Raw genomic sequence first — 21,138 nt, 5'->3', positions numbered from 1 at the left:
TTACCGAATATCAGATATGCCAGTTTTTGCCGCTTGAAAAAAATCACAAAAGACATAGGGTTAGCGCTATAAAAACACCGTATTGATCCACTAGGAGGATCGCATGGAAGTAGTGCTCAGAGGCGTGCGCGGCAGCATTGCCGTGCCAGCTCCGGCCATGTCATTTTACGGTGGCAACACCTCATGCGTTGAACTGCGCTCCGACAACGGGGCGCTTATCTTTTTTGATGCTGGTACAGGCCTGCGGCAGGCTGGCGAAAATTTGCCGGAAAGCGGCACCTGCCATCTTTTTATTTCGCACGGGCACACAGACCACATCCAGGGGCTGGGGTTCTTTCCGCCCCTGCATTCCCCCCGCTGGACAACCCACATCTATATTCCCGCCTGGCTTGAGGACGTGCTGGACAATCATTTTGCCCACGGCATGTTCCCCATACCGTTCAGCGACTTTGCCGGAAACGTTGTGCGGCACAGCCTTGAACCCGGCGACGAGGTGCTTCCCGCCGATGGCGTCGCGGTTGCGGCCATAGCGGCCAACCATCCCGGGGGGGCGCTTGCCTACAGGGTTTGCGCCGACAATGCCGTTTTTGTGTACTCCGGCGATTATGAAATAACCCGCGCTCCCGAAGTGCAGCAGGCGGCCCGCGAACTGCTTGAAGGCGCGGACCTAGCTGTTGTGGACAGCATGTACAGCAAGGCCAGCTATATTGAAGGCTGGGGGCATTCCCGCTGGGAAGACTGGCGTGATCTGGGACATGCTGCCGGGGCGGGCTGCATTGTGCTTTCACACCATGCGCCGGATATGACGGATGCGCAGATAGACGCGCTACAGCGCGAGGCCTTGCACAGTTGCCAGACAAACGGGCAGCGCTTGTGCTTTGCGCGTGAGGGCATGCGGTTCAGCCTGCCCATGCCCAGGCAACAGGCCTGTGGAGAATGCGGTCTGGTTCAGTTCAGCGATTGGCTCGACAGATTTCTGGATGACCTTTCGCAGTATCAGGACGAAAATACGCTGCTCGACCGCATCCTCGCCAAATCCCGAGAGATCACGCGGGCTGATGCCGGAACCATTTTTCTTGTTGATGGGGAAGATCTGCTCTTTGCCTATACGCACAACGACAGTCTGTTTTCTGTAAACACTGCCTCAAAGTTCGCCTATTCCTCGGCGCGCCTGCCCATCAATCCTCATTCCATTGCGGGCTATGCGGCCTGCACGGGCGAAATGCTCAATATTGTGGATGTGCGCGCCTTGCCGAAGGATTTGCCGTTTTCGTTCCGCGATGATTTTGACAAGGCCACGGGATACCGTACGGAATCAATGCTCGTGGTGCCTTTTCACGACCACGCGGGGCGCATCTCGGGCGTGATGCAGCTCATCAACAGCCTTGATCCGCGCACGGGCAAACCCCGCAAGTTCACCCACGACATGGAGCGGCACATACGGGTGCTGGCCCGCGAAATCGCCAATATCCTTGAACGCAGCCATCTGGTGCGGGCAAGCATCAACAGGCTTGTGCGGCTGGCCTCTGTGCACGACCCGCTCGAAACCGGCCCCCATGCCGAGCGCGTGGGCGCCATTGCCGCAGAAATGTATCAGGTGCGGGCCAACCGCCTGTGCCTTGACCCGGACGTGACCCTGCACGTCAAAAGCCAGATACGCCTTGCCGCCATGCTGCACGACATAGGCAAGGTGGGCGTGAGCGATCTGCTGCTGAAAAAACCGGGCAAACTCTCAGATGATGAAATGGCTATCATGCGGTCGCATACGATTATTGGCGCGGGCATTCTGGAGGCAGAGGCCCAGAGTGGCGGATTCATGACCTTTGCCCGCGAGATAGCCCACCATCACCACCAGAAATGGAACGGCAAAGGCTATGCAGGTCCCAGCGACGCGGGCAGGCTGGAAGGCGAGGATATCCCCCTTGCGGCACGTATAACCGCCATTGCCGATGTGTTTGACGCGCTGGTTTCTCCGCGTTCGTACAAGGCCGCATGGCCGCACGAAAAGGCTCTTGCCCTCCTGCGCGAGGAGGCTGGCAGCCATTTTGACCCCCAGCTTGTGGAATGCCTTGAAGAAATCATGGACGTTGTCGCCAAGATTTATGAGCGCTTTCCTGATGCGGAGCCGGAACAGACAACCCGCGATACTGCTTCATGAACATTGCAGGTGCCCTGAAACGGCTGCTGCGTCAGCCGTGGCTTTTCACCGCCTTTGTGGGGCTGTGCGGCGGCCTTGCCATGCTGGCGCTGTATGTGCTGCAGCCTGTGGCGCTGCAACGTCTTGATCTGAGAATTTACGATGCGCTGCTGCCCCTGCGGCGGCAGAGCGAGCCTTCTCCGGTTCCTCTTGTTATTGATATAGACGAGGAATCCCTTGCCCGTTACGGGCAGTGGCCCTGGCCCCGGTATCTGGTGGCCGACCTTGTGGACAGGCTGGCGCAAAACGGCGCTGCTTCCATAGGGCTGGATATCATGTTTGCAGAGCCGGACAGAACCTCCCCAGCGAGCATGCGCGAGGGGCTTTATCGAGACAGGGGCGTGACGCTGGAAATTGTGGGCCTGCCTTCTTTTCTGACGGATTTTGATACCCTGCTTGCCGCCTCCGTGCGCGCCGCGCCCTTGGTGCTGGGCGCGTTTGCCCGCTATGCGGGCGAGCCGTATTCCGGCCCCTTGCCACAGCCTCCGGCCATGATAGCGCGCGGCGGCAAGGATGCCCCCCCATTTGATGCCTATTTGCAGTCAGCGGCAGGCGCTGTTTTGCCCCTGCCGGAGCTTTTTGCTGAGGCACCAGTGGGGTTTGTGAATGTATCGCCCGATGCGGATGGCCTTGTACGGCAGGTTCCGCTGCTCCTCAGGCTTGGTGATGCCGTTTACCCATCGCTGGCCTTGCAGGCCCTCATGCGCGCGCTGGGAACAGATGCCCTGCGGCTGTATACCGGGCCGGACGGGCTTTTCAGCGTGGCGGCGGGGGAGTTCAAGATTCCGGTTTCGCGCGAGGGCTATATGCTGGTTCCCTTTCAGGGGGGGCGGCATACCTATCGGTATATAAGCGCCGCCAAGGTGCTGGATGGCAGTGCAAAGCGGGCTGATATTGACGGTTGTATCGCCTTTGTGGGCACATCCGCACCCGGTCTGGCCGACATCCGCGCAACGCCCTTTGACAGGGTGATGCCGGGGGTGGAGGTGCATGCCGCAGCCATGGACGCCATGATCAGCGGCAATTTTGTGCAGTCGCCTTCCTGGGGACCGGGCGCGCAGGCGCTGATAATCGCCTTTGTGACCTGCGCGTCAACGCTTGCCTTTGGCTTTGCCGGGCCGCGCGTATATGTGCCGTCTTCGCTGGCGCTGATGGGCGCTACGGTCGTGGCTTCACGCCAGTTGTTTATGGGCGGCCTCTTTCTCTCGCCCCTCTATGGTCTGCTCACCACCCTGCTTTGCGGCGGTTTGCTGCTGAGTGTGCGCTTCTGGCAGGAGGAAAAGCAGAAAATCGTTCTGCGTCGCGCGTTTTCGCGCTATGTGTCGCCGGAGGTGGTCAAGCGGATCAGCAAACGGCAGGGCGATCTGCTGGCTGGCGAAAACCGTGAGCTTTCCATTCTGTTCACTGATATTCGGGGTTTTACGAGCCTTTCTGAATCGCTTTCGCCGCAGGATGTGGTGCAACTGCTGAACCGTTATTTTACGCCCATGACGGCCATTGTGCGCAGTCGGCAGGGAACGCTGGACAAGTTCATCGGCGATGCGCTCATGGCCTTCTGGAACGCGCCCCTTGATGTGCCGGGGCATCCCGCGCTGGCGGTGGACGCCGCACTGAGCATGCAGGAGCAGCTTGAAGCTTTGAACGGCGAAATTGAGGCGAGCTTTGGCATACGGCTTGCGATGGGCGCGGGCATTCACACCGGGCAGGCCTATGTGGGCAATATGGGGTCAGACGACCTTATCAACTACACCCTCATAGGCGACAACGTAAATCTTGCCTCGCGTCTTGAGGGCCTGTGCAAACGCTATGGCGCGCCTGTGGTGGTGAGCGGGGATACCAGGGAAGGCTGCGGGGATGCCTTTGCCTTTGTTCATCTTGATGTGCTGCGGGTCAAGGGCAAGACGAAGCCCGTCAGCATCTACTGGCCCATGAGGCCGGGTACGGATGCAATTTTTCAGGTAGCCATGCCGCAATGGAGCGCGGCGCGCGCACTGTATGAAAAGGGGGATTTTGCCAAGGCTGCGGCTGGTTTTGCCGCGCTGGCAAAAAGGTATCCAGCCGTGCGCCTGTTTGGTCTGTATCATGAGCGCTCGCTCATGCTTGCGCAGAATCCGCCTGTCCAGTGGGACGGCATCTGGACAATGGAAGGCAAGTAGAAACATCCTGTTGCTGTGGGGGAAAACATGATTCGTTCAATGCTGGGGCGCGGGGCTTTGGCCCTGTGCCTGACTTTGCTGGCCGGAGGCGTATGCACGGCCAAGGATGTGGGACAGGTTATTTCCTTCAAGGCAGGTGTTACTGCCCAAAGGGATGGACAGGCCGTGGCGCTGGACATGAAAAGCCCGGTTGGGGATCGGGATACGCTGACGACAGACGCCACGGGCCGGGCGCAGATTCTTTTTGACGACGACACTACAGTGTCGCTTGGTTCCAACACGTCTCTGAGCCTTGAAACGGTGGTCGCAGAAGGCGCGAATCCTGCCTTCAAGGTCAGGATGGGGCAGGGTATAGCCCGGTTTATCACGGGCAAGATTGTGGAGAAAAATCCTGACGGATTTTCTGTGGTTACGCCGGATGCTACCGTAGGTATTCGCGGCACCATCTTTGCTGTCCGTGTGGGTAACGGCACCACAACCGTATTCGTAACCAACACCACCAAGCAGGTTTTTGTTAACGGTGTGCTGGTGCCAACAGGTTTCAAGATTACCCTGCCGCAGGGCGCGCCTACCCCCATGACGCCAGCAGACCATAACCTGGTGTCTGGCAGCGTGGCGGCCAACAGCCCCGCCTCTGGCGCAACAGCGCAACTGGCGCCGCCTTCCACTGTTGTGGGGAATCCTGTTACGCCTACAACACTGGCGCAGACGCCCATTGTAGCGCAGGCGCTGGGTGAGGGCTTCCGGCAGACGGGCAACGCCAATGTGTCTGGCTCGCTGACCAATGAAGTGTACACAGGATCGTTCAGTTTCCTGGTTAATCTGACAAGCGGCAATGTGAGCAACGGTGTCATGCAGTCTGGCAACTCGGACACACCTATGGCAATGACGGGCGGAAGGGGAAGCATCAGCGGCTCAAGCCTGAATGTTAGCGGATTCACGGCGGATGATTATTCCGGCTCCATGAGCGGCACCGCCGCCCGCAACACATCAGGGCTGTCTGTTTCAGGCGGCTACAAAATCACTAATAACAGTGATGGCCAATTGAGGGAATCTGGTTCGTTTTCCGGTAAGCAACGATAGGTGGAGCCAGCAATGATACGTAATCCATTCCACCCGTTGCGGCTCTGCTGTAGGTTCGCGCTGGTGCCCCTGTGCATGCTTTTGCTGGTCAGTACCGCCATCGCCGCAGATGATTCACCCGCTCTGCGCACTGCGGTGGGATCCGCAAAGGCGGATGCTGCTGCTCTCATGCAACAGGGCAAATATGCTTCCGCATACGACATGTACATGCGCCTGCTGCGTGAAGCGCCGGACGATGATGAAATCAACCTTAATCTGGCGCGCAGCTCCATGCGTAGCGGGCGGTACAATCAGGCCGTAATGGCCTATGAGCGCCTCACGGAAAAGTATCCGTCGGAACCGGTGCTCTACAGCGAGCTGGCACAGGCCTACATGGCGCTTGAAGACCGTGTAAGCGCGGAGCAAGCCATGGCAACCATGCGGTCGCTGAACCCCAACATCAACAAGACTGATAATGACCGGCTGCTGGATGCGCTTGAAAAGCGCTACGATCACTGGCAGGTGCACGGCAAACTCCGCACTGGTCTGCTGTACGACTCCAACGCTACATTTGGCCCTTCAAGTACCACAATGGACATGGGGGTTTGGCGCGTAACCCTGCCGGATGCGGAAGCCAAGGGCACTTTTGGCGCGTATCTTGGGGCAAACCTCGATGTGGGCTGGAAGGCCGAGCGGGATACGCCATGGTGGATCGTAGGCGATGCTCAGGGCATGGCGCGTGGCAATGGAGATTCATCGCTTGATGATGTACACAGCCGCACTTCTGAATGGGGCAGGGCAGCGGTGGGCCTTCGCCACCTCACGCCCTCAGCCATGTTTGATCTGCGATTCAAAAGCGAAGTTTTTGATTATCAGTGGTACCAGAATGTCACGGCATCCGGCCCGGAAGCGACCTGGCTTTGGGCGGTTACGCCGTCATGGCACCTCATTACGCGCGGTACCCTGGATTCGCGGGCATACTCGCGGGACGGCGACCGCAACGGCGCGTACTGGACACTAGGCCAGTATGTGCGGCGTTTTTTTGGCGAGAGCAACCATGAAATTATGGTTGGTCTGAGTTACGTGGGCGGCAATACGCCGGAGAAGGCCGATTACTGCTACACCGGATGGGAAGCCAGCGCGCGGCTTTCGCTCAAGTTGCCCAAGGGTTTTGAGCTCGCTCCCTTTGTTTCTTTTGAAAACGACTGGTACAACGGCCCGGCAACGGCACTTGAAACATCCAACAGGCTTGACCAGAAATGGCGCACCGGCGCGGCCCTTACGTGGCATATTACCGATGCATGGTCTGTTGAAACTTCGTACCAGTATACCCACAACAATTCAGAAAGCCCGCTGTACAGATACGACCAGTCCCTTGTTTCACTGGGGGTCGCCTGGTCGTTCTAGGAACCGTCACCGTGCTGTTGCGACAAAAGAGCCATCGTGTCGTCAGTTCCAAGTAAGCTTCATGCACGACAAAAAAGGGCTTGTGGGTATATCACAAGCCCTTTTGCATAAAATCTGCGAGGGCACCAGGGACAAAAAAAGAGCCGCAGTAACTGCGGCTCTTTTAGTTTTAAAATCCTGAGGCTTGCTGCAACTCCCTAGCGGGCGCAGAGGCGCTCAGCCGGGATAATGACAAAGTTGTGGGCCTTGAGGACTTCAATGGCCTGATCCACCTTGTCAAAGCGGAAGATCATGACGGCGCTTTCAGCTTCGCGCTGCACAAATGCGTACATGTATTCCACGTTGATGCCGTTCTTGGAAACCGTCTGAAGCACGGAATCAAGGCCGCCGGGGACATCGGGAACTTCTACGGCCACAACGCTGGTGCGGCCAAGGGTAAACCCCTTTTCCTTCAAAACAACCTTGGCTTTATCATGGTCGCATACAATCATGCGCAGAATGCCGAAATCAGAAGTATCGGCCAGCGAGAGCGCGCGAATGTTAATGCCAGCCTCTGCCAGTGTATGCGTAACCTCGGCCAGACGCCCGGCCCGGTTTTCCAGAAAAACTGAAAGCTGTTCCGTTTTCATGACAAATCCTTGTGTTTCAACGGGCGGTTCTATGCCTTGTGATTGGGATCGTCAGTAGACGTGGGCTGCTTTTTATCCTTGGGGGTTATGTCAATTTCATCCGGCTCTGTAGAGGAGCGGCGAAAGTTGCGGATTGCCCGACCCAGCCCACCACCGATTTCCGGCAGTTTGTTCGACCCGAAAACAAGCAGAACCACAACAAGTAAAAGCAATAATTCAGGCATGCTTACGCCGAACATGCGGGGAGCCTCCGTTGAGAGTTGGGCAATAATGCAAATTACACCCTAAAAGATAAGCCTTGCTAAACCCAAGGTCAAGGTGAAACCTGGAGCTGACCGGGTTGACAGCTCCATCCACGCGCCGCAGAGCGGCAATTTGCCTTGGTTTGCTGCCGGGGGCTTACTTGCCCATGGCGTTCATGAAATCCTTGTTGGATTTGGTCGCGCGCATTTTGTCCAGCAAAAATTCCATACTGTCGATGGAAGACATGGGAGCAAGAATTTTGCGCAGAATCCACACGCGGTTGAGCACATCGTCGGCCAGCAGCAGGTCTTCCTTGCGGGTGCCTGTGCGGTTGATGTCGATGGCGGGGAAGACGCGTTTTTCCGAAAGGTGGCGGTCGAGGTAGATTTCCATGTTGCCGGTACCTTTGAATTCTTCAAAGATAACTTCATCCATGCGGGAACCAGTGTCGATAAGCGCCGTAGCGATGATGGTGAGGCTGCCGCCTTCTTCAATATTGCGGGCCGCGCCAAAAAAGCGTTTGGGCCGCTGCAGGGCGTTGGCGTCAAGACCACCGGAGAGCACCCGGCCAGAAGAAGGGGTAACCGCGTTATACGCGCGCCCCAGGCGGGTGATGGAGTCGAGCAGGATGACAACATCGCGCTTGCGTTCCACAAGGCGCTTGGCTTTTTCAAGCACCATCTCGCACACCTGCACGTGGCGCTGCGGCGGTTCGTCAAAGGTGGAGCTGATAACCTCGGCCTTTTTGACTGTGCGCTCCATGTCGGTAACTTCTTCCGGGCGCTCGTCAATCAACAGCACGATGAGGTAAACATCGGGGTTATTGGCATTGATGGCATTGGCCAGCGACTGCAGCAGGATGGTTTTACCCGTGCGCGGCGGGGCCACGATAAGGCCGCGCTGCCCGCAGCCAATGGGGGCCATGATGTCGATAACGCGGTTGGAAAGATTCTTCTCGCCATTTTCCATGACGAGCTGGCGGTCAGGATAGATGGGCGTGAGGTTGTCAAAAAGAACAAGGTTCTTGGCGTGTTCCGGCGGTTCAAAGCCGATCTCGGTGACCTTGAGAAGGGCAAAGTAGCGTTCGCCTTCCTTGGGAGGGCGGATCTGGCCGGAAACTATATCACCCTTGCGTAAAGAAAACCGCCTGATCTGCGAGGGCGACACGTAGATATCGTCCGGGCCGGGCATGTAGCTGCACAACGGCGACCGCAAAAAGCCAAAGCCATCGGGCAGAATTTCAAGCACGCCATCACCGTAAATGGCGCCGTTTTGTGAAGCACAGGTGGAAAGCAGAGCGAAAATGAGCTCCTGCTTGCGCATGGAACTGGCATTTTCAATTTCATACTGCTCAGCCAGCTCCATGAGTTCCTGCATGCTACGCGTCTTCAGATCCGTGAGGCTCAAGGCGCTGTCGGTCAACAGTGTGGAAGTAGCTTTCTTTTTGCGCATAACAGTCCGATATTTTGATAAGACACAGGGTAACGCTTACAATATTTGCATATTGTAGCGTGGTAGGCGGATGATATTGGGAACAAAAAAGATGTGTGAAAATGCGATTAGCCCATCTTTTCTGTAATGGCAAGGAAAAAATACGTCGCTGTTCACAAAAAATTCGGTCAGGGGGTGAGCGGGCTAGCTGGCGGTTTCTTCGGGAGCTGGCGGGGGCGCATAGATTTCAAGCAGTTCGTCGCGCACCTTGTCTTCTGGGATTTCCAGAACTTCTGACAATTCGCCGGTCACAAGGCCCATGGCCTGCTCCTGAAGCCGCCGTTCGCCAAAAGAAAGTTCCTTGCTGCGGCCAATAAGCAGCAGCTCGCGCAGCACTTCGGCCACAATAGCAAGGCTCGGGCTTTTGAGCCGCTCGGAATATTCGCGGAAGCGGCGGTTCCAGTTCTGGCCGGTATACACAACCTTGCCAGAATCATTGCGGAGCGACTCAAGAATCGCGGCGGCTTCATCCTTGGGCGTGAGTGTGCGCAGGCCCACATGCGCGGCATTGTTTACCGGAACCATCAGCGTGACGTTGTTTGCCCGGATGCGCACAATATAGAGCTCACAGACAAGCCCCCCAACGGTTTTGCTGTCTATGCGTTCTATTTGGCCCACACCTTGGGCAGGATATACAACGAGATCGTCCGGAGTGAACATGATGCCACCAAAACGCCCCAAAAGGCGCAAATAAACGAGACCTGGAGCGATAGCTGGAAGTCGCGAATTAAATGAAGTATGGAAGAGTCGGAAACCGACTCTTCAAATATCCTAGTCCAAGAATGAGCAGGAGTCCAGTTGAAAAAGTATTTTGCTCATATTTGGGGCAATGGGCATTTGACCGGGCCAACAAGGCAGTGCGCAGACACTGTTGCAGAAGGTTTACAGCATTGGCCAGATGCAAATTGATTGCAAAACCGACGGTTACAGAAAGCCATTATCAAAAGGCAGCACTGCACGGCACTGCTCAGGATGCCTTTCGCGCAGCACGAACAGCGCTGTCGAGCCCTTTATCGGCAAAGGCAAACAATGTATCGGCGGCAAGTTCCATCGAATTTTCAATGTTTTTTGCATCTTCGCCTTCAGGTCGCCCCAGCACCCAGTTTGTCACGTCACCCTTGTGCGGCGGGCGGCCAATGCCCATGCGCAGGCGGTAAAAATCTGGCGTTCCCAAGAGTTCTGTGATGGATTTCAGCCCATTGTGCCCGGCATTGCCCCCGCCAAGCTTGAAGCGAAGCTCCCCGGCGGGGATGTCCAGCTCGTCATGCACAACAACGAGATCATGCGGCTTGAGTTTGTGCCAGGCGAGCAGCGGCTGCACGCACTGGCCGCTCAGGTTCATGAATGTCTGCGGTTTTGCCGCAAGCCACAAGCCCCCAAGCTTTGGCAGGCGCAAGCGCCATAATTCGCATGAAAATTTGCCGCCGTTCTGCTGGCTCGCTTCGCCGTCTCTGGCGGCAAGTTCCACAAGATACGACACAAAATCAAAGCCGCAGTTATGACGTGTATGGTCGTATTTGGCGCCGGGATTGCCCAGGCCTACGATAACGCCTTTATAGTCCATCAGTACGCCTCCAGAGGCGATTTATATGCGCTCAAGGTGCAGGGGCAGGCCCAGCCCCGCGCAGGCAGCTGCTGCGGTTCGGGCCATAAAGCGGCACAGCGGGGGATTCATGGCAGCCAGATGCCCGCCGCCGGGCAGCCAAATCAGTTTTTTGGACGGTGCCTTGAGGCAGTCAAAGGTGGCCTGAATGATGGCTGGCGTAAACAGGGCATCATTCTGCGCGCTGAAAAAATACAGGGGGCAACGTAGCCCCTCGGGCAGGCGCGTGTTGAACAGGCTGGCCAGAAAATTCAGGGGGTATGTCAGCCGTGTTCTGCGGCGATTGCTCACAGTTCGCCTGGCTCCGGAAATGATCCGCCAGGGATCAAGATAGGCGTGCAGGGGCATGGGCAGCCACGGCAGCCAGCGCGCAAGCGTGCAGAAAATACGTTCAATGTCCGCTCTGCGGTCAGCCAGCCCGGCAAAGCGTGTCAGATAGATAGCCTCGCGCATCTGGGGCAGCACTCCGGTAATGGGAAATGCCGCCGTAAGGCCGGGGGATGCCGCAGCGTGCGCCAATGCGAGTATGCCGCCCTGGCTGTGCCCGCACACCGCAATACGGTCATAGCCTGCATCACGCAGCCATGCCTCGGCGTCCAGACAGTTTTGCCGCAGGTCGTCAAAGCTGAAGCCCGCTCTGTGGCGGTTCAGACCGTGCCCGGTAAAATGCAGTGCGGCAACGGCAAAGCCCGTTTGCTGCAAGGCGGTGATCATGGGCCGGTACTGGAGGGGCGACAGCATAGTGCCGGGATAAAACAGCATGACTCCGGCCCCATGATTGGGCCAGAGTTCGAGCCGCAGTTCCCGGTTATGGGCAGACAGCTTGTGCGTGACAAAGGCTGGTTTGTTCATGGCGCCATGCGTACATAAAATGAGGCCGGTCCCGCAAGGAACCGGCCAATACAGTCGCACAAAGGCCCGATGACCGGGCTTTGCGTCAAACAGTCTTATTCGGCGGCTTCAGCGGCTTCCTTGGCCTTGGAAATAACGCTGACGATGGCGAAGTTCTGGTCGTAAACGGCCTTGACGTTTTCGGGCAGCTGCAGGTCGCCCACGCAGATGGTGGTGTTGATGTCCATGGGGGTCACATCAACAACGATCTTTTTGGGCATGTCCAGGGGCTTGCTGCACAGGCGCACGATTTCGCGGTAGGTTTCAAGCTGGCCGCCAAGCTTCACGCCGCGCGACACACCCACGAATTCCACAGGCACGTCAACAGTGACGGGCTTGTCCAGATCCACGCCGTAGTAGTCGATGTGGCTGAATTCCTTCTTGTAGGGATGGTACTGCACGTCCCAGATGATCACAGGATGCACGGACTTCTGACCGTTGTCGTCAATCTCAAGGTTGAACACCGAGGTACGACCGGCTTCGGCAAAAATCTTTTCCAGCGGCAGGGCAGGAGCCTGCACAGAGATGTTGTCACCCTTGGCGGTGTAGAACACGCCGGGGATCAGATCCTGGGTACGCAGACGGCCACTGGCGCCTTTGCCGCTACCTTCGCGCTTCTGCACGCTCAAAGTCTTTTCAATATTCATGTCCTGCTCCTTGGCTTACCGCAGCCGAAACGTGCGGAAAAAGTTCTGTTATTATGGAACCGGCCCTTGCGGGCAGGCTTGGGTCTATACGCAATCCGCATAAAGCGGGTTACACAAACAACACGCTCACCGATGAACCGGTATGGATGTTGTGGATAGTCTTGCCCAGAAGGGCAGCCACAGAAACAACCTCCAGCTTGGGGCAGCGCTCAAGCTTGTCGCCCATGGGGATGGTGTCTGTGACAAATACCTGCGAAAGCGCCTCGGTGCTGTTGATGCGGTCAATGGCCGGGCCAGACAAAACAGCGTGGGTGGCGCAGGCCACAATCTTGGTAGCGCCGTTTTTGAGCAGCACGTCGGCACCTGCGCACAACGTACCGGCGGTGTCGATCATGTCGTCCACCACAATGGCAAGACGGCCTTTCACATCGCCGATAACATGCATGGCCTGTGCCTGATTGGGCTTGTCGCGGCGCTTGTCCACAATGGCCAGCGGCGCGTTGAGCCTTTTGGCATAGGCGCGGGCGCGTTCAACGCCGCCAGCATCGGGCGACACGATCACGATGTTGTCATCGTGCAGCCGCCGCAGCGATTCAAGCATGACCGGCACGGCAAACAGGTTGTCCACCGGGCAGTCAAAGTAACCCTGAATCTGTCCCGCGTGAAGGTCAATGGTGACCACGCGTTCCGCTCCGGCAACGCTGATAAAATCGGCCACCATTTTGGCGCTGATGGGCGCACGGGGGCTGACCTTGCGATCCTGGCGCGCATAGCCGTAGTAAGGAATAACGGCGGTAATCCTGCCTGCGCTGGCCCTCTTGAGGGCATCAAGCATAAGACAGAGCTGCACCAGATTGCGGTTGATGGTTGGGGGGCAGGTGGGCTGCACCACAAAAACGTCATCACCGCGAACATTGTCGCCTATTTCGATCCGCAACTCGCCGTCGCTGAACGTGGTGGCCAGCGTGGGCGTGAGTTGACACCCCAGATGGTTGCAGATGGCCTTGGCCAAATCCGGATTGGAAGACCCGGTGACGATCTTAAGATCGCTGTACATGAACCGCCCTGCCTTGCGCGCCAAAGAGCACTTACGGTTATACATCCTTGCTGCCGTCGCCGGAAGAAAGGCGGCGCTTTATTGCCAGGCCGCCGACAAATCGACGGAAGGCGCGGTCAGACGCCCCAGACGCGATACAGCAGTGCATGGCTGGGATGGAAGGGTTCGAACCTTCGAATGACGGAGCCAAAACCCGTTGCCTTACCACTTGGCTACATCCCAGTATTTCACAGCACGTGCGCGTATACGCGCCTGTTCTCTCCTTGCAGCATGGCGGCAGCCGCCTGCGATTCCACATGGAATTCGTGTGCGAAAAGCGCCACAATGCTTGAGCCGCTGCCACTCATGGCTACGGCTCCAGCCCCAAGGCGCAGCAAGTTCGCCTTGATTTCTGCAAGCTGTGGATGGCGAGAAAATACAACGTCCTCAAGGTCGTTGTGAATGCTCAACTCTGTCCGCACCCCGGAGAGAAAAGTTCCATTAGCCTTGCTTTCCGTCTTTGTCAAGCAATTTTGCCCAGAAACCGTGTCTGAAGCCTTGAGCGCGGCGTCATAATCGGCGTATGCCTGGGGGGTGGAAGCATGAATTTGGGAGCATACCAGAACAAGGTGTATGCCTGCAAGCGCATCATCCCTGCAAGGCTCGATAAGCTCGCCAATGCCCCGCACCCGGCAGGGTTTGTTGATGAGAAAAAACGGAGTGTCCGCGCCAACAGTGAGGGCAACCTCTGCCAGCGCCTGATCGTCAAGCGGGCTGGATACCCTGCTGTTGAGCCAGCGCAGCAGGGCCGCCGCATCGCTGCTGCCGCCGCCAAGACCTGCGCCAGCGGGAATGCCCTTGTTCAGGCGCACTTCAAGCCCGGGCAGGTCGGGCACACGCTTGGCGAGCGCGGCGTAGGCCTTGGTGAGGGTATTGTTCTCAAGGTCAATGCCGGGCGTATCACACAGCACGGTCAACCCGGCCGTGCCGGTTTCGCGTATGTGCAGGCGGTCGCAGGGGCGGGGCAGGGGCCAGAATAGAGAATCCAGCTCATGATACCCGTTTTCCCGTACGCCCGTGATGCGCAAACCAAGATTAACCTTGCACCCGGCAACAACTACGCTCATGGATTTTTCCGCTCCTGTGGCGATTGATGGCTACAGCGTTTCAACCGTAAGGTTGCCGTTGGTGTACACGCAGATTTCCGAGGCAATGCGCATGGCCTCGCGGGCAATGGCCTCCGCATCCATGTCGCTGTGCCGGGCAAGCGCCCGCGCCGCCGCAAGGGCATAGGGGCCGCCGCTGCCAATGGCTGCAACCTCGTCGTCCGGTTCAATAACGTCGCCCGTACCCGACAGCACGAGGATGTGTTCGCTGTCCGCCAGCAGGAGCATGGCTTCGAGCTTGCGCAGGTATTTGTCCTTGCGCCACTCCTTGGTCATTTCAACTGCGGCGCGAACCATGTTGCCGCGCAATTCCTTGAGCTTGGCTTCAAAAAGCTCGAACAGGGTAAAGGCATCGGCTGTGGCCCCGGCAAAACCCGCCAGAACCTTGCCGTCATACAGACGCCGCACCTTCTGCGCGCCGTGCTTCATGATCATATTCTGGCCCAGGGTCACCTGACCATCGCCAGCTATGGCCACGCGGCCATCCTTTCTTACTGCCAGTATGGTTGTGGCATGCGTATCCATCATCAGTTCTTTTCCCATATTTCCTTGCGCTCTTTGTAGGCGGCCTCAAGCTTCTGAAAATCACGCGGATTTGCAGATTTGCCCGACAAGGCCTTGGCCTGGTTAAAGTAGCGCTCGGCCTGTTTTTTGTTGTTGGAATACAGGGCGCTGTATGCCATGTGGATATAGGCCCCGGCAGTGTCGCCCGTTTTACCGAGCGAGCGGGCATAGGCCTCGTGGACTTCGGCGTCTTCCGGCACGTAGCGCAGCACGTCTTTATAATACTGCGCGGCCTGCGCCTGCCTGCCCGTTTCGTCAAGCATGCGGGCATAGAAAAAAGAGGCCATGTAGTCGCGCGGGTCAAGGCGCATGGCCTGACGCAGCAGGCCATCAGCACGGCTCATGTCGCCCTTGCGGTAGTGGAATGCGCCAGCCTCGCGCAGCACCAGAGGGTCGTTGGGCGAAGCGGCCAGGGCTTCGTCAAAGGCCTTGCTGGCCTCGTTAACCCGGTTGGTGCGGGCCAGCACAATGCCGCGCCCCATGCACGAAAGGCCGTCCTTGCCTGAAAAACGCTGCTGCGCAGCCTGCGCGTCGCCATAGCGCGCCCAGAGGAGCGTTTTGACGCGGATAAATTTGGTGTTGTCCTGCGTACGGCCCTGCACAGACTTGCCCATGCCTTCAATGCGGGCCTGAAGCCCGTTGATGCGGTCGCCGATGGCAGGGTGGGTAGAAAGATAGGTCGGCACGCTGGTGCCGCTCATCCAGCTTTTCTGGCGCAGCACCTTGAAGCCGCCCACCATGCCCTGCGGGGGATAGCCCGCAGCCACAAGGTATTGCAGGCCAATCTGGTCGGCTTCGGTTTCGTCCATGCGGCTGTAGTTAAGCATGGCCGACTGCCCGGCCCCCAGCGCGCCCACGGCCAGCGCGCCGCCGCTGGAGCCGCCAACTGCCACGCCCGCAATGGCCAGCAGCAGGGAGCCAAGAGTCACAAACTGCGCGCGTTCAAGGCGCGAGGCCACGTGGTGCTGGGTTACATGCGCCAGTTCGTGGGCAAGCACGCCCGCGAGCTCTTCTTCCTTGTCCATATTCATGATGAGGCCGGTGAACACGTACACGTAGCCGCCGGGGATGGCAAAGGCGTTGAGCGAATTGTGCAGGATGACGGCGGCCTTGAAATTGAAGGGCTGCGGTGGAATCTTTTTGACCAGACGATCCACGATCTGGTTGACGTACTGGCTTACCTCAGGATCTTCCACAATGGGCATGTTTGCGCGGATCATCACGTCAAACTTGTGGCCCATCTCCTTTTCGTCCTTGATGGTGACGCCGCCGAAAAAGAAGGCCTGGGCCGGTACGGCCACAAGCTGGGCTGACAGAAATGCCAGCAGAACAAACAGCGCCATAAAACGGCGCAGGGCAACACGATGCAACATGGCGTCCTCATGATGCCGCAGTAAAAGCGCCCGCGCCGGAGACCGACGCGGGCAGCGGCTTATTCCAGATCCCAAACCTGACCTTCAGGGGTGTCGCGTACGCTGACGCCCAGATCAAGAATTTCCTGCCGCAGCGAATCCGAGCGGGCAAAATCCTTGCTGGCGCGGGCTTCCTGACGGGCGAGCATCAGTTCTTCCACACGGGCCACGTCGATCTTGCCGCGTGTGGCGCGCTGACCGCGCAAATCAGCCAGAAAAGTCTGCGGAGCCTGCCCAAAGAGGCCAAGGCGCTTGTCCCATTCCTGCGCGCGGGCAAGAAATTCCTGCAAGAGGTCGCGTCCGGCTTCGGCAGAGCGCAGGGCCTTGTCTTCCAGAAGACGGTTCACAAGGCGCACCTGGGCAAACACCTGCCCAAGGGCCTGCGCCGTATTGATGTCGTCCTCAAGGGCGGCGTCAAAGGCCTTGGGCAGCGCGGCCCATTCTTCGGCCATTTCCTGCGGCAGGGGTGTTTTTTTCCACTTGTCGCGGGCAAGGGCCTTGCCCGCCTCGTGCAGGGCTGTATACACGCGGTGCTGGGCTTTTTCCGCTTCGTCCATGCTGTCGGCGGTAAAGTCGATGGGGCTGCGGTAATGCTTGCCCAGCAGGAAAAAGCGCAGGGTTTCAGGCAGATAGTTTTCAAGAATATCGCGGATGGTCTTGAAGTTGCCCAGGGATTTGGACATCTTTTCCGCATTTACCTGCACAAAGCCGTTATGCACCCAGTAGCGGGCCAGCGAGCAGGCGCAGGCGGCCTCGGACTGGGCGATCTCGTTCTCGTGGTGCGGGAAGATAAGATCCTGCCCGCCGCCGTGAATGTCCAGCGGCAGATAGGGCTGGCTCATGGCCGAGCATTCGATATGCCAGCCGGGGCGGCCCTTGCCCCAGGGGCTTTCCCAGAAAGGTTCGCCGGGCTTGGCGGCCTTCCACAGGGCGAAATCCAGGGGGTCTTCCTTTTCTTCGCCGGGGGCCACGCGCGCGCCAGAGAGCAGATCGTCCAGGCTGCGGCCAGAGAGTTTGCCGTAGGGCTCGTAAGCGCGCACACGAAAATACACGTCCCCTGAGGGAGTGGAGTAGGCTTTGCCCGAATCAACAAGAGTGGAGCAGATGGCCTGAATCTGCGGGATAAAGTCGGTGGCGCGGGGTTCTTCATCGGCCCGCAGCACTCCCAGACGATCCATGTCTTCATGGAAGGCGGTTATGTAAGTTTGGGCAACCTCGCGCCAGTCCCGGCCTTCCTTGTTGGCGCGGTTGATGATCTTGTCGTCCACGTCTGTAAAGTTGCGCACAAAGCGGACCTCAAGCCCTGTATGGCGCAACTGCCGCACGAGCACGTCAAAAACAAGGGCGGAACGCGCATGTCCTATATGGCAAAGATCATAGGCCGTTATGCCGCAAACATACATGTTTGCCTTGCCCGGATGAACGGGAACAAATTCTTCCTTCTTACGGCCCAGGGTATTGTAGAGCAGCATGTATATCCCTTACCCGGCCTGACCGGGAAGATTGATCATGTCGATGCGGCGCTGGTGCCTGCCGCCTTCAAAGGAAGCGCCCAGAAATGCCTCCACAATGGCCTGAGCCAGTTCCACGCCGATGATGCGCGCGCCGAGGCAAAGCACATTGGCGTTGTTGTGCTGGCGCGACAGGCGCGCCTGAAGCTCAGTGGCGCACAGGGCCGCGCGGATGCCGGAGTGGCGGTTGGCGGCAATGGAAATGCCTATGCCTGTACCGCAAATGAGAATGCCTGTTCCCTGCTCCTTTTCCACAGCGGCGCAAAGCTTGTGCGCCAGCACGGGGTAGTCGCAGCTTTCGGTGGAGTGGGTGCCGTCGTCCACCACGTTGATGCCCTTCTGGGCAAGAAACTGGACAAGGAGTTCTTTCAGCGCATAGCCAGCGTGGTCTGAGGCAATGTGAATGGTCTGCATGTATACTCCTGCAAAGGTACGCACGGTGCGCCCGGACTGGCCGGACGCACCGCTAGAGCATTTAACACTTCTGTAGTGGCGGTTAAGGCGGGTTGCCCCGATACCGGGCCGCAGCCGTCAGGCGCAGCCCGTCAGGCCCAAACTACTGCTGCTGCTTGAACTTGGCGAGCGGCAGCAGGGGTGCGTCATCAGGAAGGGTTAAGGCCATCTGCTCTTTTGTAAAGGGCTGGGAAACCTTTTCTCTTTCCTTGATAAGCACAATGGCGCGTTTGCCGTTGCTGTGAGCAAGGTTCAGACGGCGGGGCAGCGGCTTGGGATCATCCGAATACAGGATTTCCATGCTCCAGCCCTTGCCGTTGGCCTGTTCCTGCCATTCCACGGGCAGCCCCTGCTCGTTGATGATCAGGCGGCCTCCGGGCTGGCCCTGAAGGTCGTACAGGGCCTTGCCGTCGGCGGAAAAGGCGGTTTTGTCAAACTGGTTGCCAAATACCGCCGTGTACCGGCCATTGAGCAGGTCGGCCAGATGCACGAGGTTGAAGGGAACCGGTACGCCCACCTGAAGCAGGGGCTTGGTAGCGCCCTGATAGAAGTAGGCCTTGTTTTCGCTGGGGCTGTACACAAGAAAATGCTGGCCGTCTTCAAGTATCTTGGCAACCGTGGTGCCCACGCCCGCCATAACGTCCAGTCGCAACTGGCGCTGGCTGTTGCCCCAGAACAGGGCCGTGACGCGCCGCGTATCGCCCTCTGTGCCAAAGCGCAGGCTCAGTTGCAGGCGATAGGGTTCAGACTTGTCGGCAGAGCTGACAGCCGCAAACTTTTGCCAGCGCTGTTCAAGCACGGCGCGGTTTTCGGGCGAGGTTTCCAGCACGGGCTGACGGGCGCAGGCGCACAGCAGCGCCAGACAACAAAAAATAACTAGTTTTTTCATAGATGTGAAAGCCGCTGCCGCAATGCTTCCGCATTGTCGGGTTTGAGTTCCATGGCCTTTTGATAGGCGGTGCGGGCTTCGTCCTTAAGGCCAGCCCGCGCGGCGATATCGCCATAGTGCTCCCATATGGAGGCATCCGTATGCTCGTCCAGCGTAACGGCGCGGCGGATTTCCTTCAGGGCGTCATCGAGTTTTCCAGCCTTGAAATAGGCCCAGGCCAGCGAATCTACAATGTAGGACTGGTTGGGAGCCAGATCGTTGGCCCGCACAAGAAGCGTCAGGGCGCGGTCAAGGTCGCGGTCTTCCTCGGCCAGGGTGTAGCCCACGTAATTGAGGGCCTGATAATTGTCCGGATGCAGGGCCAGGAGTTTCTCCATGGTTTTGAAAGCGGCTTTTTTGTCGCCGGTTTCATCCTGAAGAGAGCCGAGCAGAAAGAACATTTCCGCATTGTTGGGCCAGCGCTTTATGGCGCTCTGGGCAACGTCCAGGGCCTGCTTCATCTGCTTTTGCCGCGCCAGCAGGCGCACCTCGACCTCCACAAGCTCGGAGGAGTCGGGATTGGCGCTTGTGGCCTTGCGCACGGCGTCAAGGGCCTCGGCATCACGGCCAGCCTCTGCCAGCAACTGGATGCGCAGCAGCACGCCCCGCACGGCAGCCTTGCTGGAAGCCGGGATTTTATCCAGCCAGGAGAAGGCCATGTCCAGATCGCGGCGCTGGTCATATGCCAGCTCGGCAAGCAGCAGGTACACATCGTGGGGCGCATCGCCCTGGGCCACTATCTGCTTGAGCAGGCTTTCCGCCTGCAAAAAGTGGCGTGAATCCATAAACATGCTGGCGACAGTCAGCTTGAAGGGCGTACTGTCCGGCCCCTGCTGCATATACTTGAGCGCCCGTTCGGGCTGGCCCATGCGCAGAGAGATATTGATGAGCCTCAGCAGAACGTCCTGCGACGAAAAATTGAGTTTGAGCAGCTTTTCGTAAACGCCGCGCGCGGCCTTGAGGTCGGGCTTCTGCTCGTAGATGAAGGCCAGTTCCGCCAGGGCCTCCACAAAATCGGGCGTATCCTTGATGGCGCGCTGCAGGTAGGCCACGGCCTCGTTGGGTCTGTCCATGCCAATGAGCGCCCGGGCGTGGTAATAATCCACCAGCGGGGTGCGCTGCTTGCCCGTAACGCTGTTGAGCAGCTTTTCGGCTTCGGGATACGGCTTGGTTTTAACCAGCAGCAGGGCCAGCTCCATGCGGGCATCCACAGATTCGGGATGCTTTTTAAGATATTCGCGCATGAGCTTGACGCCAAGCTCGGGCGAACCTTTTTCCATGAGGGCTTCGGCATAGAGCAGATTGAGCGAAATATCATCGGGCCAGACGCTCAGGGCCTGCTCCATGACCATAGCTGTATGGGGCGACTTGCGGCTGAGCAGCCACACGCCGCCTTCAAGCCAGATGTTGACGGGCATGTGCGCCTTGGCCAGCAGCGGAGAAGCGGCGGCAAGGGCGTTGTCGTCCTCATTGTTCATGGCCTGCGCAAAAACAAGAAAGGCGTAAGTGTTGAGCGCATTGGGCGAAAGCTCTGCTTCAACCGGGCGCAGCGATACGCCCTTGAGGTCGTGCTGCTGGGCCTTTGCTGTGGCAGAAGGCGCGGCAGATTCTGCAGCGGACGTGTCCGATTTTTCAGCAGTCTGGTGCCTGGCGCCGGAACAGCCGCCGCATCCCAGCAAGGAAAAGGAAGTGGCGGCAGTCAGTGCCAGGGCGCATAGCAGCGCAACGTGGTTACGTTTCAT

At 58.2% G+C, this 21,138-nt stretch carries 19 protein-coding genes and 1 tRNA gene; 4 read left to right on the top strand and 16 right to left on the bottom strand.

All coding sequences use genetic code 11. The annotated features are described in order from the left end of the window. Nucleotides 1-103: 103 nt before the first annotated feature. From NE637_RS01960 to NE637_RS01945, 4 genes are read left to right on the top strand one after another with little or no spacing between them, the layout of a single operon-like run. Complete coding sequence (locus NE637_RS01960; protein WP_227117915.1) at nucleotides 104-2,158, top strand: HD domain-containing phosphohydrolase; 2,055 nt, start codon at nucleotides 104-106, stop codon at nucleotides 2,156-2,158. Further along, complete coding sequence (locus NE637_RS01955) at nucleotides 2,155-4,353, top strand: CHASE2 domain-containing protein (RefSeq protein ID WP_227117914.1); 2,199 nt, start codon at nucleotides 2,155-2,157, stop codon at nucleotides 4,351-4,353. The genes NE637_RS01960 and NE637_RS01955 overlap by 4 nt, the downstream gene beginning before the upstream one ends. 27 nt (nucleotides 4,354-4,380) lie before the next feature. Next, the gene (locus NE637_RS01950) at nucleotides 4,381-5,436 is read left to right on the top strand and encodes a FecR family protein (protein ID WP_227117913.1); all 1,056 of its coding nucleotides are present in this window, start codon (nucleotides 4,381-4,383) and stop codon (nucleotides 5,434-5,436) included. A 12-nt stretch (nucleotides 5,437-5,448) separates the two neighbouring features. Next, nucleotides 5,449-6,822: a surface lipoprotein assembly modifier gene (locus NE637_RS01945; protein WP_227117912.1), complete on the top strand. Its 1,374-nt coding sequence runs from the start codon at nucleotides 5,449-5,451 to the stop codon at nucleotides 6,820-6,822. A gap of 197 nt (nucleotides 6,823-7,019) precedes the next feature. Here the strand turns inward: NE637_RS01945 and NE637_RS01940 are convergent, their stop codons facing one another. The 16 genes from NE637_RS01940 to NE637_RS01865 form a co-directional block, all read right to left on the bottom strand. Further along, nucleotides 7,020-7,451, bottom strand: a complete 432-nt coding sequence (locus NE637_RS01940; RefSeq protein ID WP_192111910.1) for an ACT domain-containing protein — start codon at nucleotides 7,449-7,451, stop codon at nucleotides 7,020-7,022. A gap of 29 nt (nucleotides 7,452-7,480) precedes the next feature. Then, nucleotides 7,481-7,690: a twin-arginine translocase TatA/TatE family subunit gene (locus NE637_RS01935; protein ID WP_022659359.1), complete on the bottom strand. Its 210-nt coding sequence runs from the start codon at nucleotides 7,688-7,690 to the stop codon at nucleotides 7,481-7,483. Nucleotides 7,691-7,850: 160 nt separating this feature from the next. Next, nucleotides 7,851-9,146: a transcription termination factor Rho gene (rho, locus tag NE637_RS01930; protein ID WP_192111909.1), complete on the bottom strand. Its 1,296-nt coding sequence runs from the start codon at nucleotides 9,144-9,146 to the stop codon at nucleotides 7,851-7,853. Nucleotides 9,147-9,329: 183 nt separating this feature from the next. Next, nucleotides 9,330-9,845, bottom strand: coding sequence for a CarD family transcriptional regulator (locus NE637_RS01925; protein ID WP_192111908.1), 516 nt, complete (start codon nucleotides 9,843-9,845; stop codon nucleotides 9,330-9,332). A 307-nt stretch (nucleotides 9,846-10,152) separates the two neighbouring features. Continuing rightward, nucleotides 10,153-10,749, bottom strand: a complete 597-nt coding sequence (gene pth, locus NE637_RS01920; protein WP_192111907.1) for an aminoacyl-tRNA hydrolase — start codon at nucleotides 10,747-10,749, stop codon at nucleotides 10,153-10,155. 21 nt (nucleotides 10,750-10,770) lie between these two features. Continuing rightward, nucleotides 10,771-11,640, bottom strand: coding sequence for an alpha/beta hydrolase (locus tag NE637_RS01915; protein ID WP_227117911.1), 870 nt, complete (start codon nucleotides 11,638-11,640; stop codon nucleotides 10,771-10,773). Nucleotides 11,641-11,735: 95 nt separating this feature from the next. Further along, nucleotides 11,736-12,326: a 50S ribosomal protein L25/general stress protein Ctc gene (locus tag NE637_RS01910; protein WP_192111905.1), complete on the bottom strand. Its 591-nt coding sequence runs from the start codon at nucleotides 12,324-12,326 to the stop codon at nucleotides 11,736-11,738. A 109-nt stretch (nucleotides 12,327-12,435) separates the two neighbouring features. Further along, nucleotides 12,436-13,383: a ribose-phosphate diphosphokinase gene (locus tag NE637_RS01905; RefSeq protein ID WP_192111904.1), complete on the bottom strand. Its 948-nt coding sequence runs from the start codon at nucleotides 13,381-13,383 to the stop codon at nucleotides 12,436-12,438. A gap of 147 nt (nucleotides 13,384-13,530) precedes the next feature. Continuing rightward, nucleotides 13,531-13,605, bottom strand: a tRNA-Gln gene (locus NE637_RS01900). Between the two features lie 5 nt (nucleotides 13,606-13,610). Then, complete coding sequence (gene ispE, locus NE637_RS01895) at nucleotides 13,611-14,489, bottom strand: 4-(cytidine 5'-diphospho)-2-C-methyl-D-erythritol kinase (protein WP_227117910.1); 879 nt, start codon at nucleotides 14,487-14,489, stop codon at nucleotides 13,611-13,613. A 30-nt stretch (nucleotides 14,490-14,519) separates the two neighbouring features. Beyond that, the gene (gene hslV / locus NE637_RS01890) at nucleotides 14,520-15,053 is read right to left on the bottom strand and encodes an ATP-dependent protease subunit HslV (RefSeq protein WP_192112094.1); all 534 of its coding nucleotides are present in this window, start codon (nucleotides 15,051-15,053) and stop codon (nucleotides 14,520-14,522) included. A 2-nt stretch (nucleotides 15,054-15,055) separates the two neighbouring features. Beyond that, complete coding sequence (locus tag NE637_RS01885; protein ID WP_192111902.1) at nucleotides 15,056-16,465, bottom strand: beta-barrel assembly-enhancing protease; 1,410 nt, start codon at nucleotides 16,463-16,465, stop codon at nucleotides 15,056-15,058. A 59-nt stretch (nucleotides 16,466-16,524) separates the two neighbouring features. Further along, nucleotides 16,525-17,976, bottom strand: coding sequence for a cysteine--tRNA ligase (gene cysS, locus NE637_RS01880; protein ID WP_227117908.1), 1,452 nt, complete (start codon nucleotides 17,974-17,976; stop codon nucleotides 16,525-16,527). A gap of 9 nt (nucleotides 17,977-17,985) precedes the next feature. After that, nucleotides 17,986-18,429, bottom strand: coding sequence for a ribose 5-phosphate isomerase B (gene rpiB / locus NE637_RS01875; RefSeq protein WP_215647891.1), 444 nt, complete (start codon nucleotides 18,427-18,429; stop codon nucleotides 17,986-17,988). Nucleotides 18,430-18,571: 142 nt separating this feature from the next. Beyond that, nucleotides 18,572-19,357 carry a LolA-like protein gene (locus tag NE637_RS01870; RefSeq protein ID WP_227117907.1) on the bottom strand — a complete coding sequence of 262 codons (786 nt, stop codon included), beginning with the start codon at nucleotides 19,355-19,357 and terminating at the stop codon, nucleotides 18,572-18,574. Next, a complete protein-coding gene (locus NE637_RS01865; protein WP_256267562.1) occupies nucleotides 19,354-21,138 on the bottom strand; it encodes a tetratricopeptide repeat protein in 1,785 nt (594 codons plus the stop codon). Before NE637_RS01865 ends, NE637_RS01870 begins: the two co-directional genes overlap by 4 nt.

Origin of the sequence: Desulfovibrio desulfuricans, assembly GCF_024460775.1 — a bacterium.
GTDB classification, from domain to species: domain Bacteria; phylum Desulfobacterota; class Desulfovibrionia; order Desulfovibrionales; family Desulfovibrionaceae; genus Desulfovibrio; species Desulfovibrio desulfuricans_E.
This window is presented reverse-complemented; position numbering and strand designations above follow the sequence as displayed.